Origin of the sequence: Micromonospora sp. NPDC048830 (genome assembly GCF_043198215.1) — a bacterium.
Classification (GTDB): Bacteria; Actinomycetota; Actinomycetes; order Mycobacteriales; family Micromonosporaceae; genus Micromonospora.
Genome location: NZ_JBICUP010000002.1, coordinates 76859 through 93530 on the forward strand (window position 1 = coordinate 76859; position 16672 = coordinate 93530).

Here is a 16672-nt window from a genome sequence, read left to right on the forward strand (position 1 = left end):
GCTGCTCCTGCTGCGGAGGGGCCGGCGGTTGGTGCTGTGCGTGGGCCTGCGGCTGGTGCTCGACCTGGGCCGGTGGTGCGTGCTGTGCGTAAGCGTGTGGCTGGTGCTCGACCTGGGCCGGCGGTTCGTGCCGGACGCGGGCGTGCGGTTCCTGTGCCTGTGCCTGGGCCTGGCCGTGGTGCTGAACGGCCTGCGGCTCGTGGTGCGTCTGGGGCTGCGAGTGGCGCTGAACCGCGGGTTCGTGCTCTGCGTGGGTCTGCGGTTCCTGCTGGACGTGACGCTGGACGGCCTCGGGTTCGTGCTGCGTGTGGGCGTGCGGCTCGTGTTGGACGTGGGCCTGGGCGTGGTGCTGAACGGCCTGCGGTTCGTGCGGGCCGTAGGGCTGGGGTTCGTGCTGCGGGTACGCCGGCGGTTGAGGCTGCGGGTACGCCTGCGACTCGTGCTGGGGATACGGCTGTGGCTCGTGCTGCGGGTGGGCCTGCGGGTGGTGGTGGACGTACGGCTGCCGCTGGTGCTGCGCGTACGTCGGCGGTTCAGGATGCGGGTACTGCTGCGGCTCGTGCTGTGGGTAGGCCGGCGGGTGGTGCTGGACGTGCGCCGCCGGCTCCCGCTGGGCATGGTCCAGCTGTTCGTGCCGGACGTGCGCGGAGCCGGCCGGATAGGCCGGTCCGGCGGCGGCGCGGGCCGCCGTGGGGCCGGGCGCCCGTCCAGCCGTCGGGCCGGGGCCGGGCGGCGCGAGCCGGTTGACCCGGGGCAGCGACGGCGTCGGGAAGCGGGACGGGGAGGGCCGGGAACGGAGGGGCGGGCGCCCGCCCCGCATCGACGGGTCGGAATCCGACCCCGGGTACTCCTCGAAAGCGTCCTCATCGGACTCGTGCCGATACACCATGTCGCCCAGGGTAGGACCGATTATCCCTTTAGGGGGTAATAATGGGAAATTGCGGTGGAGTGGCGTGTCGCCTGGCAGTGGGCCGGAGGCGAGCAGCCCCGCGCAGCGGCGCGCGGCGCCAGTGCGAGAATGCCGGGCGTGACCGGCGACCACTACTTCACCGCTGAGCCCACGGCCACGGCCCGGCCCCGGGAGGTCGAGTTCACCGTCGCCGGGCGCGAGTACACGCTGACCTCGGCCGGCGGGGTCTTCTCCGCCGACCGCCTCGACCCGGGTACCGCCGTGCTGCTGCGCAAGGCCGAGCTGCCGGGGCGGGACGTCAGCGGGCCACTGCTCGACCTGGGCTGCGGCTTCGGCCCGATCACCTGCGTGCTCGCCGACAGCGCACCGGCGGCCACCGTCTGGGCGGTCGACGTCAACCAGCGGGCCCGGGAGTTGACGGCCGCCAACGCGGCCCGGGTCGGGGCCGCCGGCCGCGTACGGGTGGCCGCCCCGGACGACGTACCCGACGGGCTGACCTTCGCGCAGATCTGGTCCAACCCGCCGATCCGGATCGGCAAGGAGGGCCTGCACGAGCTGCTGTCGCGCTGGCTGCCCCGGCTCGCCCCGGACGGCGTGGCCTGGCTGGTGATCGCGCGTCACCTCGGCGGCGACTCGGTGCACCGGTGGCTGGCCGAGCAGGGCTGGCGGGTGGAGCGACACGCCAGCCAGAAGGGCTTCCGGGTACTGCGGGTCAACCGGTAATTGACTGGAGCCCGCCCCGGCCCCTCCGGGAGGATGCCGGCGTGGGATACGTGGACGTGGCGGCGGTCGGGCACATCCTGCCCGACGGCCGGGAGCTCTTCACCGACGTGTCGTTCCGGGTCGGTGAGGGCGCCAAGGTCGCCCTGGTCGGCCCGAACGGCGCGGGCAAGACCACGCTGCTGCGGATGGTCGCCGGCGACCTGCCGGTGAAGACCGGCGCCGTTTCCCGCTCGGGTGGCCTCGGCGTGATGCGGCAGTTCATCGGCATGATCGGCGACGACTCCACCCTCGCCGACCTGGCCCTCTCGCTCGCCCCGCCGGCGCTGCGCGACGCCGGTCGCCGGCTCGTCGAGACCGAGGCGGCCATGCGGGCGGCCGAGGTGCGCGGCAAGTACAGCAGCGCCGCGGGCAGGGCGCAGCTCGCGTACGCCGACGCGCTCGCCGCCTGGGGCGAGGTCGGCGGGTACGACGCCGAGGTGCTTTTCGACACCGTCGCCACCATCGTGCTCGACCTGCCCTGGGACAGCGCCCGGGAGCGTCCCGTGCGGACCCTCTCCGGCGGCCAGCAGAAGCGCTTCGCCCTGGAACTGTTGTTGCGCGGCACCGACGAGGTGCTGCTGCTCGACGAGCCGGACAACTTCCTCGACGTGCCCGGCAAGCGCTGGCTGGAGGCGCGGCTGCGGGAGTCGGGCAAGTCGGTGCTGTACGTCTCGCACGACCGGGAGCTGCTGGCGCAGACGGCCGATCGGGTGGTCGCCGTCGAGGGCGGGAGCGCCTGGGTACACCCGGGCGGCTTCGCGAGCTGGCACGAGGCCCGGGTGGCCCGGCACGCCCGCCTCGACGAACAGCGCCGCCGCTGGGACGAGGAGCACCAGAAGCTGCGCGAGCTGATGCTGATGTACAAGCAGAAGGCCGCGTACAACGACGGGATGGCCTCGCGGTACCAGGCCGCGCAGACCCGGCTGCGCAAGTTCGAGGAGGCCGGGCCGCCGCCCGTACCCCCGAAGGACCAGGACATCCGGATGCGCCTGAGCGGCGGGCGGACCGGCAAGCGCGCGGTGGTCGCCGAGCAGCTGGAGCTGGACGGCCTAACCTACCCCTTCGACCTGGAGGTCTGGTACGGCGACCGGGTGGCGGTGCTCGGCGCGAACGGCACCGGCAAGTCGCACTTCCTGCGGCTGCTGGCCCGGGGCGGCAGCGACCCGGACCCGGCCAACGGGCCGGTCGACGGCGCGGCGGCCCTCGCCCCGGTGGCCCACGAAGGGCGGGTGCGGCTCGGCGCGCGGGTCCGCCCCGGCCACTTCTCGCAGACCCACGACCGCCCGGAGCTGATGGAGCGGACGCTGGTCGACATACTCTGGCGGGGCGACGAGCACCGGGCGGGGATGGACCGGCACGCGGCGATGGCGGCGCTGTCCCGGTACGAGCTGGCGGGGCAGGGCGACCAGCGGTTCGGCACGCTCTCGGGCGGGCAGCAGGCGCGCTTCCTGGTGCTGCTGCTGGAGCTGTCCGGTGCCACCCTGCTGCTGCTCGACGAGCCCACCGACAACCTCGACCTGGCCAGCGCGGAGGCGCTCGAAGCCGGCCTGAACGCGTTCGAGGGGACGGTGCTCGCGGTGACCCACGACCGTTGGTTCACCCGCACCTTCGACCGGTTCGTGCTGTTCCGCGGCGACGGCGAGGTGGTGGAGACGCCCGAGCCGGTGTGGGACGTCGGGTGAACCCGGAGGAGCTGGCCGGCCGGCTCTGCGCCTACGCGGGCGAGGTGGCGCTGTGCCGGGTACTCGCCGACCCCATCGGTGAGCTGGTCGCGCTGCGGGAGGAGACGCGGGCGTACCCGCCGGCGCTGGCCGATGCCCTGGCGGGCGGCGGCTGGGAGGCGGGATTCCTGCTCGACGGTGCGGCCAAGGCCGTCGCGGCCGGCGACAGCGGTGCGGCCAAGGCCGTCGCGGCCGGCGACAGCGGTGCGGCCAAGGCCGTCGCGGCCGGCGACAGCGCGTACGTGGCCGGGTGCCTGTTCCGCGTGGTCGGGGTGCTGGTGCAGGTGCTGCACGCCCGTGCCGGGCACTGGCTGGTGAACGAGAAGGGCATGGTCGCCGCGGCCGGGCGGCTGCCCGGCGCGCCACCCGACTTCGCGTTCCGGGCACAGGCGCTGCTCGGCTCCGTCGGGCGTTCACCGGCCGAGTTGACCGCCACCCTCGGCGCGGCCCGCCGGCTCTGCGTCGAGGTGCTCGGCTGAGTCGGGCATCACCCACCGAATGGGCTGCTGGCCCGCTGCGCCCCGCCGGACGGGCATAGGGTTGATCTCGTGACTGAGATGACCTACCGCCGGTTGGGCGACTCCGGGCTCGTGGTGTCCGTGGTCGGCATCGGCTGCAACAACTTCGGCCGCAAGCTCGACCTCGACGGCACCCGGGCGGTCGTCGACGCCGCCCTCGACGCCGGGATCACCCTGTTCGACACCGCCGACATCTACGGTGAGCCGCAGGGCGGCTCGGAGGAGCTGCTCGGCCAGGCGCTCAAGGGCCGGCGGGACGACGTGGTGCTGGCCACCAAGTTCGGCATGGACATGCACGGCCTCAACGGGCCGGACTTCGGCGCCCGGGGCTCGCGGCGGTACATCGTCCGGGCCGTGGAGGCGTCGCTGCGCCGGCTCGGCACGGACCACATCGACCTGTACCAGATGCACGAGCCCGACCCGGGAACCCCGATCGACGAGACCCTCGCCGCCCTGGACGACCTGGTCCGCGACGGCAAGGTCCGCTACCTGGGCAACTCCAACTTCGCCGGCTGGCAGATCGCCGACGCCGACTGGACCGCCTCCTCCCAGGGGCTGACCCGGTTCGTCAGCGCCCAGAACCACTACAGCCTGCTGGAGCGGGGCGTCGAGGCCGAGGTCATCCCCGCCTGCGAGCGGTTCGGCCTGGGCATGCTCCCGTTCTTCCCGCTGGCCAACGGGCTGCTGACCGGTAAGTACAAGCGAGGAGAGGCGCCACCCGCCGGTAGCCGGCTCTCCGGCGGCGGCCGGTACGCGCAGCGCCTGGCCGCGGCGGACTGGGACACCATCGAGGCGATCGAGGCGTACGCCGCCGAGCGCGGCCTGTCCGTGCTCCAGGTAGCGATCGGCGGGCTGGCCGCCCGGCCCGCGGTGACCTCGGTGATCGCCGGTGCCACCACGCCGGAGCAGGTCCGGGCCAACGCCGAGGCCGGCGCCTGGCAGCCCACCGCGGCCGACCTCGACGCGCTGGACGCCATCCTCTGACACCGTCGGCCCGCCGCCCTTAAAAGACCTTGGTGCGAAACGGCCCCCGGAGGGGCCGCTTCGTACCAAGGTCTTTCTGTCGGAGGGGCGTCAGTCGCGGTGGTGGCGGCCGAGGGAGCGGCGCTTCCGCGACCCGCCGTCCGGGCCCCCGTCCTGGTCGACGTTGGAGCGGCCGAGGCCCGCGACCCAGTCGACGTACTCCGCGTCCTGGGCGGGCAGCGGCTCCAGCTCGTGGCCCCGGTTGTCGTGGTCCGTGCCGGCGTCGTCGCTCCCGCGGGCCCGGTTGCGCCGGAACAGGCCACGGCGGATCCGGGACAGGCCACCGCCCGACTCCTCCGCCGCGCCGCCGGGAACGCCGGCGGCCGGGTCGCCGCCGGTCGAGCCGGTGCCGGGGTCCTGACGGTCACCGGCCGACGGCCCACCGGTGAATCCGGTGGTCCAGGTCGGTTCGTGGCCGACCGATGGCGGCAGGGGACCGCGGGTGGCCGGGACCGCCCAGTCCACCGGCTGGGGGCCGGCCTGCCGGGCGGCGCTCGCGAGGGCGTCCCAGTTCGAGGCGCGGTCCAGGTCGGGCTGGGGGGCTCGGTGTCGGGGGAGAGAAGCCGGGTCGTGGAACTCCGGCTCCGTCCCGCCGCTGAGCGCGTACGGCGGGAACGGCTCCGCGACGGACCAGGTCGGCTGGGGTGCGGCGGGCAGCGCCATGTCGTCCATCGAGGGCGCCTCGAAGTACGGCGGGCCGGGCCGCCCCACCACCGGGGGCGCGGTCGGGCCGGGCGCCTCGGGGTGCCGAGGAGCGGGCGGCGCGGGGTTGGCATGCGGAGTGCCCGAGCCGGTCGTGCCGACGGCCGAATCCGCGGCTGCCACCGGCCCGGCCCCGGTCATCCCGGCCCCGGTCATCCCGGCCCCGGTCATCCCGGCCCCGGTCATCCCGGCCCCGGTCACCCCGGCCTCAGCCAGTCCGGCTTCCTTCCGCTCGGCTCCGGTCGCGTGCTCCTGGCCTGCGCAGGCCTGCTCCTGGCCCGCGCCCGCGTGAACCTGGTTGGCTTCCGGGCCGGGGAGGTGGGCCGCTGGCCCGGCCGGGGAAGCGTCCACGCCGACCGGGTGCGGGTCGGCGACCGGCGCCGGGTTGACGTCGATCCCGGCGGGGGACGAGGCCGCGCCCGCCTGAGGCGGGACGGGGTCCGCCGTGTCCTTGTCCGCCCGCCCGCGGGCGCCGCCACGGCTCCCCGTGCCGCCCGTCGGGCTGTCCGTGCCGGAACTGGCCGGGGCCGGGCTGGCCAGGTTGGCCAGGTTGGCCTGGGTGGAGGAGGCCTGGGTGGAGGAGGCCGGGGTGGCGGTGGCTCGGCCGGTGGTGGCCGGGGCCGGGCTGACTGAGGTGGAGCTGGCCGGGCCGGTCGCGGCCGGGGCAGAGCTGGCCCGGCCGGGGGCTGCCGGAACGGACAGGGCCGGGTCCTTCGGCTTCCGGGTCCGTCTCGCGCGCGGGGCGGGTGCGACGGAGACGTCCGTCTCCTCCCGCGCGACCGGGGTTGTCTCCTCTCCGGCGACCGGGGCCGCCTCTTGCCGCGGGACCGGGGCCGCCTCTTTCCGCGCGCTCGGGGGCGGCCCGTCCCCCGGAACGGGAGCCGACTCGGTGCGCTGGACCGGCGTTGCCCGCTCTGGCGCAGCAGGCGCTGCCTGCTCGGGCGGGGCCGGCGCTGCCTGCTCCTCAGGGACGGGCGCTGCCTGCTCCCGTGTGACGGGTGCCGTTTCCCTCGGCGGAAGCGATGTCTGCTGGCCCCCCTCGCCGGGAACGGCCACCTTCCCCGGCGCCGGTGCGGCTCCCGCGTTCTCCGGCCAGTCCCAGTGGGCCGGAGCGGTCTCGGGTGTGGTGCCGGTCGCCGCGCCGACCGGCGCGGCGAGACCGGCGTGGCCGGGGCGGCCGGCGGGGGAGCCGTCGGCCGCCGTGACCGGGTCGGCCGCAGGATGTGGCAGCGGGTCCGCGGAGGGGTGTGGCAGCGGGTCGGCCGCAGGATGTGGCAGCGGGTCCGCGGAGGGGTGTGACCGCGGGTCGGCCGCGGGGTGCGGCAGCTGCCCGGCGGGATGGTGCGGCCGCGGGTCGGTCGCGGGGTGCGGCAGCGGGTCCGCGGCGGTCACGGCGACCCGGCGCGTGCTCCGGCCTTCGGTGTCGCCGACGTCGACCGGGTCACCGCTGCCGGCCAGGTCGACGCTGCCGGCCAAGTCGACGTCGGCGGCCAGGCCGACGGTGGGGGCACCCGGGTCGTCCCCGGTGGGCGGGATCGGGCCGGTGGGCAGGGGCCGGAGGATGTCGGTGGGCTCGATGGCCACCGGGTCGGCGTTTTCGGCGGCGATGAGCGGCCAGCGGACCAGCGTGGCGGCGGTCGAGCCGAGCGCGCCGGCGAAGACGGCGATCAGGGCGCCGTAGTAGGGCGCGAGCTGGTACCGGTCGGCGGTGTCGCCGGGACCGGCGGCCAGGTAGGCGAACGCGATCATCACCGGGCCGGCCGCGCCGGACGCGCCGCCGATGATCGGCGCGTGGTTGCGCCAGCGGGCCAGCGCGCCCGAGGCCGCGCCGGCCAGCAGGGCCAGCAGCGGCAGGACGAGCATCGACAGTCGCTGCGCCGTGTCGACGCTCAGCCACCTCGGCTCCGGCACGCCGAGCCGTACGGTGTGCAGCGGGCCGGTGTCGAGCAGAGCCGGCAGGGACGAGACGAGGGCGATCGCCCAGATCCCGCAGGCAACCGTCGCGGCGTTCCAGCCCAGCGGCGGGCGGAGCAGCACGGCGAGGGCGGCCCCGGCGCCGAGCACCGCGCCGAGGATCGCGCAGATGGCGACCGCCCAGACCGGGTCCACGTTGTTCAGCTCGGCGGCCCGCGCCGGCTGCATGCACAGTGGCGCGACGACGGTCGCGCCCAGCGCCGACGCGCCGGCGGTCCCGAGTCGCCCGGCCGTGGTGCCCATGACGCCGCGGGCGCGGGCGAGGCGCTCGGTGACGATGGCGCCGACCACGGCGGCGCTTGCGGCGAACCAGCCGACCCAGACCAGTTGGGCCGGCCATCGGTTGACGGTGGCGTCGGTGAACGCGCCGGTGAGCTGGACGATGCCGAACCCGTACGCGACGCCGAGCTGGCCGGCTCCGGCCAGCACGCTCACCCCGAGCGCCGTGAGCAGCCATCTGCCCCACGTGCGATAGGCCATGTCGGGCACGTTACGGCCCGGTACGCCCGATCGCCACCTTGACGCGGCGCGGCGGCGTGGCTGCTTACCGCTACTTCAGCTCGACCAACCGCGCCAGGTACGTCGTGTCGCCCACGTTGGTGAGCATGTGGACCGCGCCCGGGTCCCGGTAGACCACCCCGCCGGTCGGCTCGTCCGCGTCGATCGTCTGCCCGTCGATGGTCTGCACGATGTTCTTCGCGCCCTGCACGGCGATGACCAGGTACGGGTGGTCGTGGCGGTGCAGCGGCTGCCGCTCGCCCGGCTCCAGCCGGATGTGCCACACCCGTACCCGGTCGTTCTCGTAGACGATCTCCTGGCCCACCGGGCCCAGCTCGATCCCGTCGACGACGTCGGTCATCGGTCCGCTCCCAGCTGCGGCAGCACCTCGGCCGCGACGAGTTCCAGATGGTCGAGGTCGGCGAGGTCGATCAGCCGCAGGTGCACGCGGGTCGCCCCGACCGCGGCGAACTCGCCGATCCGGTCGACCAGTTGGGCGGGCGAGCCGACCACCGGGTCCTCCGGCGGCAGGGCGCTCTTGACGTGCAGCGGCGCCGCCCGCCGCTGCGCCTCGGCGTCGGTCCGCCCGATGGCCACCACGATCCCGGCGGAGAGCACGAGCGGCGGGCGCCCCGACTCCGTACGGCCGTGGCGCTCGCACGCCTCGGTCACCCGCTCGTACGCGACCGCCGTCTCGGCGACGCTCTTGAACGGCATGTTGAACTCGTCGGCGTACCGGGCGGCCAGCTCGGGGGTGCGCTTGGGGCCGCGCCCGCCGACGATGACGGGCGGGCCCGGTTGCTGCACCGGCTTGGGCAGGGCGGGCGCGTCGGCGAGCCGGTAGTGGTTGCCGGCGAAGCTGTAGGTCTCGCCGACCGGGGTCCGCCACAGCCCGGTGATCACCTCGAGCTGCTCCGCCAGCCGGTCGAAGCGCTCCCCGACGGCGGGGAACGGGATGCCGTACGAGGTGTGCTCCCGCTCGTACCAGCCGGCGCCGATGCCCAGCTCGACCCGGCCGCCGCTCATCTGGTCGACCTGGGCGACCATCACCGCGAGCGGCCCGGGCAGCCGGAACGTGGCCGAGGTGACCAGGGTGCCGAGCCGGATCCGGGTGGTCTCCCGGGCGAGGGCGGCCAGCGTCAGCCAGGCGTCGGTGGGGCCGGGCAGTCCGGGCTCGTCGCCCATCGCCTGGTAGTGGTCGGCCCGGAGGAAGCCCTCGAAGCCGGCCGCCTCGACGGCGCGGGCGAAGCGCAGCTGGTCGGCGTAGCTGGCGCCGCGGTGCGGCTCGGTGAAGACGGACACCCGCACGGTCAGCGTCCCCCGCGGCCGGGCGAGGCCGACGCCTCCTCGCGTACGGCGGGATCGGCCGGTGCCGCGACGGCGTCGGCGGGCGGGTCGGCCAGGGTCGCGACGGCGTCGGCGGGCGGGTCGGCCAGGAGCGCGACGGCGCCGTCGGGCGGGGCGTCGCGTTCCATCAGCAACTCGTGCAGCTCGGCGCTGACGCGGGCCACGTCGGCCAGGTGGGCGTTGCGCCCGAGGGTGCGGGGCCGGGGGATGTCCACCTCGACCATCGACCGGATCCGGCCGGGGCGGGGGCTGAGCACGACCACCCGGTCGGCCAGCAGCACCGCCTCGTCGATCGAGTGGGTGACGAAGACGACCGTGGCGCCGCTGGTCATGTGCACCCGCTGGAGCTCGCCGGAGAGCTCCTCCCGGGTGAGCGCGTCGAGGGCGGAGAACGGCTCGTCCATCAGCATCACCCGGGGGTCGCCGATCAGCGACCGGCACAGCGAGACCCGCTGTTGCATGCCACCGGAGAGCTCGTGCGGCAGCCGCTTCTCGAATCCGGCCAGCCCGGCCAGTTCGAGCAGCTCCCGGGCCCGGTCCCGGTGCTTGGCCCGTTTCCAGCCGAAGATCTCCACGGGCAGCAGGACATTGTCCAGCACCGAGCGCCAGGGCAGCAGGGCGGGCCGCTGGAACAGCATGGCGATGTCCCGGCGGGGACGGGTGATCGGCGTACCGGCGACGGTGATCTGCCCTGCGGTCGCCGGGATCAGCCCGGCGATCATCCGCAGCAGGGTCGACTTGCCGCAGCCCGAGCGGCCGAGCACGGCGAGGAACTCGCCCTCGGCGACTTCGAGGTCGATGCCCCGCAGGGCCTCGACACGGCCGGCGCGGCCGTCGAAGGTACGGGACACCCCGGACAGTCGGATCATCGCCGGTGGCCTCCCTGAGTAGATGGTCAGGATCGGAACCCAGGAAGGGTAGCTGGACGAAGGCCTGTCAGCACAGCCCCGGGCGGATGTGACTTCGTTTCCGTTCCGCAACCGACACGCGTGGCTACATCGGCTGGTCCTTCTCGTACGCTGTGCCCGCTAAGAGTCCCACCCGACGGCGGCGCCGGCCCCCCCTCTGTCGACGCCGTCGCTCTCGACGACCCGTTCAGGCGGCCTGTCGCCCCTGGTCGGAAAGGACATGGTGCACTGATGAAAAGGCTGACCCGTACGGTCGCCGCCGCCGCCCTGGCTGCCGCCCTCACCCTGGTTTCCGCGTGCAGCAGCGGCTCGGACTCGTCCGACGCCAAGGGCGGTGGCGGTACGGCCCTGGAAAAGGTGACCTACCTAACCTCGTTCGGCAACTTCGGCCGTGACTCCTATGCCTGGGTGGCCAAGGACAAGGGCTTCTTCAAGGAGGCCGGCTTCGACGTGGAGATCAAGCCGGGCCAGGGCACGGGCGCGGTGATCCAGACCGTCGTCGGTGGCCAGGCCAACTTCGGCGTCATCGACCTCACCGGTGGCCTGCTCCAGGTCGGCAACGGCCAGGCCAAGGACTTCGTCGCCGTCGCCGCGATCCAACAGCGCACCATGGCGGCCATCGTGAGCGTGGAGGGCAAGAACATCGCCTCCCCGAAGGACCTGGAGGGCAAGAAGCTCGCCGACGCCCCCGGCTCGGTGGTCCGCAACCTCTTCCCGACGTACGCCAAGCTGGCCGGCGTGGACGCGGCCAAGGTGACCTGGGTCAACGGTGAGCCGGCGACCCTGATGGGCACGCTGGCCTCCGGCCAGGTCGACGGGATCGGCCAGTTCGTCGTCGGTCAGCCCACGGTGGCGGCGGTGACCAAGAAGACGCCGGTCGTCCTGCCGTACAGCAATGTGATGCAGGACCTCTACGGCAACGCGCTGATCACCTCGTCGAAGACGGCCAAGGAAAAGCCGGAGATGGTGAAGAGGTTCACCGCCGCGCTGCTCAAGGGCCTGGAGTACTCCCTGGCCAACCCCCAGGAGGCGGCCGACATCCTGAAGAAGAACGTCGACGCCACCGTACCGGCGGCGGCCGCCGCCGAGCTGCAGCTGATGGCCGGGTACGTCCGGTCGAGCAACTCCGGCACCGCGATCGGCACGCTGGACAGCGGCCGGGTCGCCAAGGCCATCGCCATCCTGCAGGGTGCGGGCTCGCTCAAGCAGAACATCACCCCCGACCAGGTCATCGACTTCAACCTCGCGCCGAAGGCCTGACCTGTTCGACCGTGCAGGAAGGGGGTACGCCCCGCCGGCCTCCGGCGGGGCGTACCCCCCGTTCCGTCCCGGCCCCCGCCGGACACAGAGGAGGAGAAGATGACCGACCTGCGGTCACCGGAGCCCGCGGTGGCGTCCCAGGCCGCCGGTCCCGCCCGCGCGTCCGCCGGGCGGCCCGGCCTCGGCGCCCGGCTGGGGGCCGGCGTGAACGGGGCGCTGCTGCCCGCGACCGGCCTGCTGGTCGCGTTCGCGGTGTGGTGGCTCACCGCCCGGCTGGAACTGGTCCACACCGCCGCTCTGCCCACCCCCGGCTCGGTGCTGACGGCGTTCACCGACAAGCCGGACAAGATGCTCGGGCACACCGGCGACACCCTGTGGGAGATCCTGCTCGGCTTCGCGCTGTCGTCCGTGGCCGGGATCCTGCTCGGACTCTCGCTCGCCGCCTCGCGGACGGTGGAGCGGATGTTCACCCCGCTGCTCGTCGCGGTCAACGCGGTACCGAAGATCACCCTCGGGCCGCTGCTGGTGGTGGCGCTCGGCTGGGGTCAGAAGCCGATCCTGACCATGGTCTTCCTGCTCTGCTTCTTCCCGATCGTGCTGTCCACCGCGACCGGGCTGACCACCACCCCGGCGGACCTCGCGGAGCTGGCCCGCTCGCTGAACGCGTCCTGGTGGCAGGCGTTCCGCAAGGTGCGGCTCCCCGCCGCGCTGCCGCAGATCTTCGTCGGCCTGAAGGTCGCCATGCCGCTGGCCGCGATCGGCGCGGTGATCGGCGAGTTCCAGGCCGGCGAGAGCGGCCTCGGGTACGTGGTCACGCAGTACGCGGGCATCGGCGACACCGCGACCGCCTGGGCCGCCATCATGCTGGTGGCGCTGGTGAGCATCCTGCTCTACTCGGCGCTGGTCCTCGCGGAGCGGCTGGCCCTGCCGTGGGTGCGGGAGACGACCTCCACCCGCTGAGCTCCCGGAAACGGAGAGAGCGCCCGGCCGGAATCCGGCGCGGGCACTCTCTCCGTCGGCGTGGGATCAGCCGGCGAGGCGCCACCGGCCGCCCCGGGCGACCAGGGTGGTCAGGGCCTGGGGCATCAGGCCCGAGTGGTTGTCCGGGGTCATCCGGATCGGGCCCGACAGGCCGTCCATCTGGGACGTCTCGAGCACGTCGCGCAGGCCGTCCCGGTTCACCTTGCCGGCGGGGCCGCCGGCCCGCAGTTCGGCGTCGGCGATGAGCTGCACCGCGTCCGCGGCGAACGACGAGAAGCCGTGGTAGCCGCCGAACCGGGCGGTGTAGTCCTGGAACCACTGCCGGCGGGCCGCCTTGGCCGGGGTGGTGGCGATGACGTCGTCGATCACCATGGTCTGGGTGAAGATCAGCGTCGCATTGTCGGTCGACCGGGACGAGGCGCCGAGGAACAGGTCGCCGGCGGCCGCGGCGTCGAAGAAGAGCGAGCCCTTGAAGCCCGCCGACTGGGCGGCGGTCGCCGCCAGCATCGCCTGCTCCGGCGGCGTCCAGACGACCAGCGCCTGCGGTTTGCCCGCGGTCAGCGTGCCGACCGGCTCGTTGACGTCGGTGACGGTGGTCCGGACCTTCTCGCTGCCGACCAGCCGGATGTCGGCCTTCTCGAACTCGCTGCCCAGCGCGGTGAGCCCCTCCTGGCCGTAGCTGTCGTCGGCGTACAGCACGGCGGCCTTACGGATGCCGCGGCGGCGCATCTCGGTGGTGAGGGCGGCGGCGCTGTCGGCCGCGTTCGGGGCGAGCTTGAAGACGTACCGGCGCTCCGCGACCGGGTTGGCGATCGCGCTCGCCGCGGCGAGCGCGATGGTGGGGATCTTCTTGTCGTTGATCGTCTTTACGGCGCCGATCGCACATTCGTTACAGCCGCCCATGATGATCGCGCTCACCCGCGAATCGCTGCTGAAGTCGTCGATGTTGCGCAGCGACTCGCTCGCGTCCGAGCGGTTGTCCTTCACCTTGAGCTCGATCGTCCGGCCGCCGAGGGCGCCGGAGGAGTTCAGCTGCTCGACCTTGAGTTCCAGCGCGCGCTGGTAGGCCTTCCCGACCGGAGCCGCGGGGCCGGACAGTTCCAGGTCGGCGGCGATCACGATGGGGCTCGTGTCCTGCTCCGCCGCGCCGAACTGGCAGCCGGTGAGCGTGGTGGCCACGAGGGCCGATGCGAGCGCCGTGATGGTCACGGAGCGGATGGGGCTCAACTCAGTCCTCCAGGTGCGGCGCGGATGATGCCCGGTCACCGCCGCTTGATCCGTCCTCATTGGAGAAACGGGATTGGTTGCCGTACGGTGTGCGCGAAGCCTGCAAAACCTTGCCAATGCTGGGGCCTGTGGTCAAGCGCGGATGCCCCGCGGCTCTTTCGGGACAAGCGTCCCACATGTTGGGGTGCCTCGACGTCTGCAAAAGCTTACTTTGCATTATCGGACGACCACTCCAGAGTTATATCCCCTGCTCAGGGGCTTGCGGAAATGAAGGTATAAGGTGACCGGATCGCGGGATGAGTGGAGCTCGACCGTTTCCTACCTCACTGCGACTTCCCAAACACGATCTTCTCTGGTGAAATCGCGGCCGTGCCGCGCGCGGCGCTGTCCGCTGCGCCGGGCACGGGTCGGCGGTTCAGGCGTGGAAAGAACGACGGAGGCGATGTCGTGAGCACCGGACCCACCACCCTGCCCGAGAGCGGCAAGCCCGAGCGCCGGAGCAGGGGTCGCCGACTGCCGCGGCTGCGGGACGCCCGCATCCGTTCCAAGCTGGCGCTGATCCTGGTCGTCCCGGTCGCGGCGGTCATCGCGCTGGCCACCATCCGCCTGATCTCGACCGGCCAGGGCGCCGTCGAGGCGACCCAGCTCCGCTCGCTCACCGCGCTGTCGGTCGACATCTCCGCGCTCACCCAGGACCTGCACAAGGAGCGGATGGCGGCGGCCAACTACCTGGCCCGGCCGGGGGAGAAGGCCGACGCGTTCAACCTGCGGGTGCGCAGCACGGACACCCGGATCGAGGCGTACAACGCCGAGCGCGGGGCGATCGGCGACGTCCCGGACGCGGTACGCGACCGGCTGAAGGCCATCGACGACCACCTGAGGACCCTGAACAGCACCCGGCAGGAGGTGCTGGACCGGCGGCAGATGCCGGTGGCCGAGGCGGCGCTGCGCTACGGCGTCATCCTGACCGACCTGGTCTCCTACGGCGACGCCCTGGCCCAGCTGCCCGGCCAGGAGGGCCTGGCGGACAGGCGGCGGGCGGTGGCGGCGTTCGCCCACGCGAAGGCGGCGGTCGCCGAGGAGGAGTCGGTCGCCTTCACCGCGCTCTCGGCCGGCCGCATCGACGAGGAGCAGTTCTCCTCGTTCGTCGCCACCCTGACCAGCCAGCAGGAGGCCCTGGTCTCCTTCTCGCTGGTGGCCGACCCGACCCAGCGGACGCTGGTCGACGGCACGGTCTCCGGCGACGCGGTGGTGCTCGCCGACCGGATGGCCGCCGACATCACCCGGTCCGTCGGCCAGGCCCCGCTGGTCACCGCCGCCGACACCTCGTCCGCGATCGGCTCGGTCAACGACCTGATGCGCTGGGCCGAGATCCGCCTCCAGGACCGGCTGCTCGCCGAGACCGAGGACGCCCGCGCGGCCGTCATCCGGCAGGCCGTCATCGAGTCGCTGCTGGTGCTGCTCACCCTGGTCATCGCCGTCACGCTGGCCGTGGTGCTGGCCCGCTCGCTCAACCACTCGCTGCGCCGCCTGCGCGAGGGCGCCCTGCAGGTGGCCGACCGCGACCTGCCGGACGCGGTCGCCCGGCTGCAGAACATCAGCAGCGTCGGTGACGGCGGCGTGGAGGAGATCGTCCGGGAGGTCCGGGACCCGATCAAGCTCGCCAACCGGGACGAGGTGGGCCAGGTCGCCTCGGCCTTCAACGTCGTCCACCGCGAGGCGGTCCGGATCGCGGCGGAGCAGGCCGCCCTGCGGACCAGCGTCTCGGCGATGTTCCTCAACCTGGCCCGGCGCAGCCAGACCCTGGTCGACCGGATGATCGGCGAGCTGGACGCGATCGAGCGCGGCGAGGAGGACCCGAAGCGGCTCGCCAAGCTCTTCGAGCTGGACCACCTGGCCACCCGGATGCGCCGCAACGACGAGAACCTGCTCGTCCTCGCCGGCGCCGACTCCGGCGTGCCGCGGCGCGAGGACGCGCTGCTCATCGACGTGCTGCGGGCGTCCCAGTCCGAGGTCGAGCAGTACAACCGGATCGAGTTCGGCACCGTCGACACCGACATCTCCGTCGCCGCGCACGCGGTCAACGACGTCGTCCGGCTGGTCGCCGAGCTGCTCGACAACGCCACCCGCTTCTCCCCGCCGAACACGATCGTCGTCGCCGACGGCCGGCGGATCCGGGACTACGTGCTGATCCAGGTCGAGGACCGGGGCCTCGGCCTGACCGACGAGCAGCTCGACTCGCTCAACCGCCGGCTGTCCGCGCCGTCGACCGTGGACGTGGCCGCGTTCCGGCTGATGGGCCTCGCCGTGGTGAGCCGCCTCGCCTCCCGCCACGGCATCCGGGTGGAGCTGCGGCGCAACGTGGAGGGTGGCACCGTCGCCCAGGTGACGCTGCCCAACTCGGCCGTGGTGCTGCCGTCGCTGCGCGGACGTGAGCAGGCCCTGACCGCGCCGCCGCGGCAGCCGGCCCCGATCGAGCAGGCGCCGCTGACCCCGCTCGGGCTCGGCGAGCCGCTGGGCGCCGGCCGTACGTCGGCGGCGACGCTGGCCGACCAGTGGCGGACGTCCGCGCCGACGCCGGCCCGCTGGCAGAGCCAGGCGGACACCCGGGACAGCGCCCCGCCGGTGCAGTTCGGCGGCCTGGGCTCGGCGTCTCCGGCGCTCCCGCCCGTCGCGCCGTCGCCGGCCCCGACCCAGCCGACGTTCTCCGGCGGCCTGTCGGCGGGCGGCCCGACCACGGCGTACCCGACGATCGACCCGCTGCCGAAGCGGGTGCCGGGCGGGGATCCGATCAAGCCGGTCGCACCCGCCGCCCAGGCCGCGCCGGCCGCCCAGGCCGCG

At 73.8% G+C, this 16672-nt stretch carries 13 protein-coding genes; 8 read left to right on the top strand and 5 right to left on the bottom strand.

Annotated elements, in window-relative coordinates:
• The first annotated feature begins 40 nt into the window (after nt 1–40).
• The 5 genes from ACGFIZ_RS02730 (at nt 41) to ACGFIZ_RS02750 (ending at nt 4895) form a co-directional block, all read left to right on the top strand.
• On the top strand, nt 41–928 hold the full coding sequence (locus tag ACGFIZ_RS02730; protein ID WP_393415056.1) for a hypothetical protein: 888 nt from the start codon (nt 41–43) through the stop codon (nt 926–928).
• Between the two features lie 99 nt (nt 929–1027).
• Nucleotides 1028–1633 carry a class I SAM-dependent methyltransferase gene (locus tag ACGFIZ_RS02735; RefSeq protein WP_393415059.1) on the top strand — a complete coding sequence of 202 codons (606 nt, stop codon included), beginning with the start codon at nt 1028–1030 and terminating at the stop codon, nt 1631–1633.
• A 41-nt stretch (nt 1634–1674) separates the two neighbouring features.
• Entirely contained in the window at nt 1675–3354 is a 1680-nt protein-coding gene (locus ACGFIZ_RS02740) for an ABC-F family ATP-binding cassette domain-containing protein (protein ID WP_393415062.1), read from the top strand.
• A complete protein-coding gene (locus ACGFIZ_RS02745; protein WP_393415065.1) occupies nt 3351–3872 on the top strand; it encodes a hypothetical protein in 522 nt (173 codons plus the stop codon). Before ACGFIZ_RS02740 ends, ACGFIZ_RS02745 begins: the two co-directional genes overlap by 4 nt.
• 78 nt (nt 3873–3950) lie before the next feature.
• Complete coding sequence (locus ACGFIZ_RS02750) at nt 3951–4895, top strand: aldo/keto reductase (protein ID WP_393415610.1); 945 nt, start codon at nt 3951–3953, stop codon at nt 4893–4895.
• A 90-nt stretch (nt 4896–4985) separates the two neighbouring features.
• Here the strand turns inward: ACGFIZ_RS02750 and ACGFIZ_RS02755 are convergent, their stop codons facing one another.
• From ACGFIZ_RS02755 to ACGFIZ_RS02770, 4 genes are all read right to left on the bottom strand, one after another.
• On the bottom strand, nt 4986–8090 hold the full coding sequence (locus ACGFIZ_RS02755; protein ID WP_393415068.1) for a hypothetical protein: 3105 nt from the start codon (nt 8088–8090) through the stop codon (nt 4986–4988).
• A gap of 70 nt (nt 8091–8160) precedes the next feature.
• Complete coding sequence (locus ACGFIZ_RS02760) at nt 8161–8469, bottom strand: cupin (RefSeq protein WP_393415071.1); 309 nt, start codon at nt 8467–8469, stop codon at nt 8161–8163.
• On the bottom strand, nt 8466–9416 hold the full coding sequence (locus tag ACGFIZ_RS02765) for an LLM class F420-dependent oxidoreductase (protein WP_393415074.1): 951 nt from the start codon (nt 9414–9416) through the stop codon (nt 8466–8468). The genes ACGFIZ_RS02760 and ACGFIZ_RS02765 overlap by 4 nt, the downstream gene beginning before the upstream one ends.
• 2 nt (nt 9417–9418) lie before the next feature.
• The gene (locus ACGFIZ_RS02770; RefSeq protein WP_393415077.1) at nt 9419–10324 is read right to left on the bottom strand and encodes an ABC transporter ATP-binding protein; all 906 of its coding nucleotides are present in this window, start codon (nt 10322–10324) and stop codon (nt 9419–9421) included.
• 270 nt (nt 10325–10594) lie between these two features.
• On the opposite strand from ACGFIZ_RS02770, the gene ACGFIZ_RS02775 reads away from it, so the two are divergent.
• Both ACGFIZ_RS02775 and ACGFIZ_RS02780 read left to right on the top strand, forming a co-directional pair.
• Complete coding sequence (locus ACGFIZ_RS02775) at nt 10595–11623, top strand: ABC transporter substrate-binding protein (RefSeq protein ID WP_393415080.1); 1029 nt, start codon at nt 10595–10597, stop codon at nt 11621–11623.
• A gap of 99 nt (nt 11624–11722) precedes the next feature.
• Nucleotides 11723–12583 (top strand): ABC transporter permease, encoded by an 861-nt coding sequence (locus ACGFIZ_RS02780; RefSeq protein WP_393415083.1) that lies wholly within the window; start codon nt 11723–11725, stop codon nt 12581–12583.
• A 66-nt stretch (nt 12584–12649) separates the two neighbouring features.
• Here ACGFIZ_RS02780 and ACGFIZ_RS02785 read toward each other — a convergent pair whose 3' ends face one another.
• Complete coding sequence (locus tag ACGFIZ_RS02785; protein ID WP_393415086.1) at nt 12650–13831, bottom strand: ABC transporter substrate-binding protein; 1182 nt, start codon at nt 13829–13831, stop codon at nt 12650–12652.
• Nucleotides 13832–14278: 447 nt separating this feature from the next.
• Between ACGFIZ_RS02785 and ACGFIZ_RS02790 the strand changes: the two genes are divergently transcribed.
• The coding region (locus ACGFIZ_RS02790; protein ID WP_393415089.1) for a nitrate- and nitrite sensing domain-containing protein at nt 14279–16672 on the top strand (2394 nt) is incomplete at its 3' end.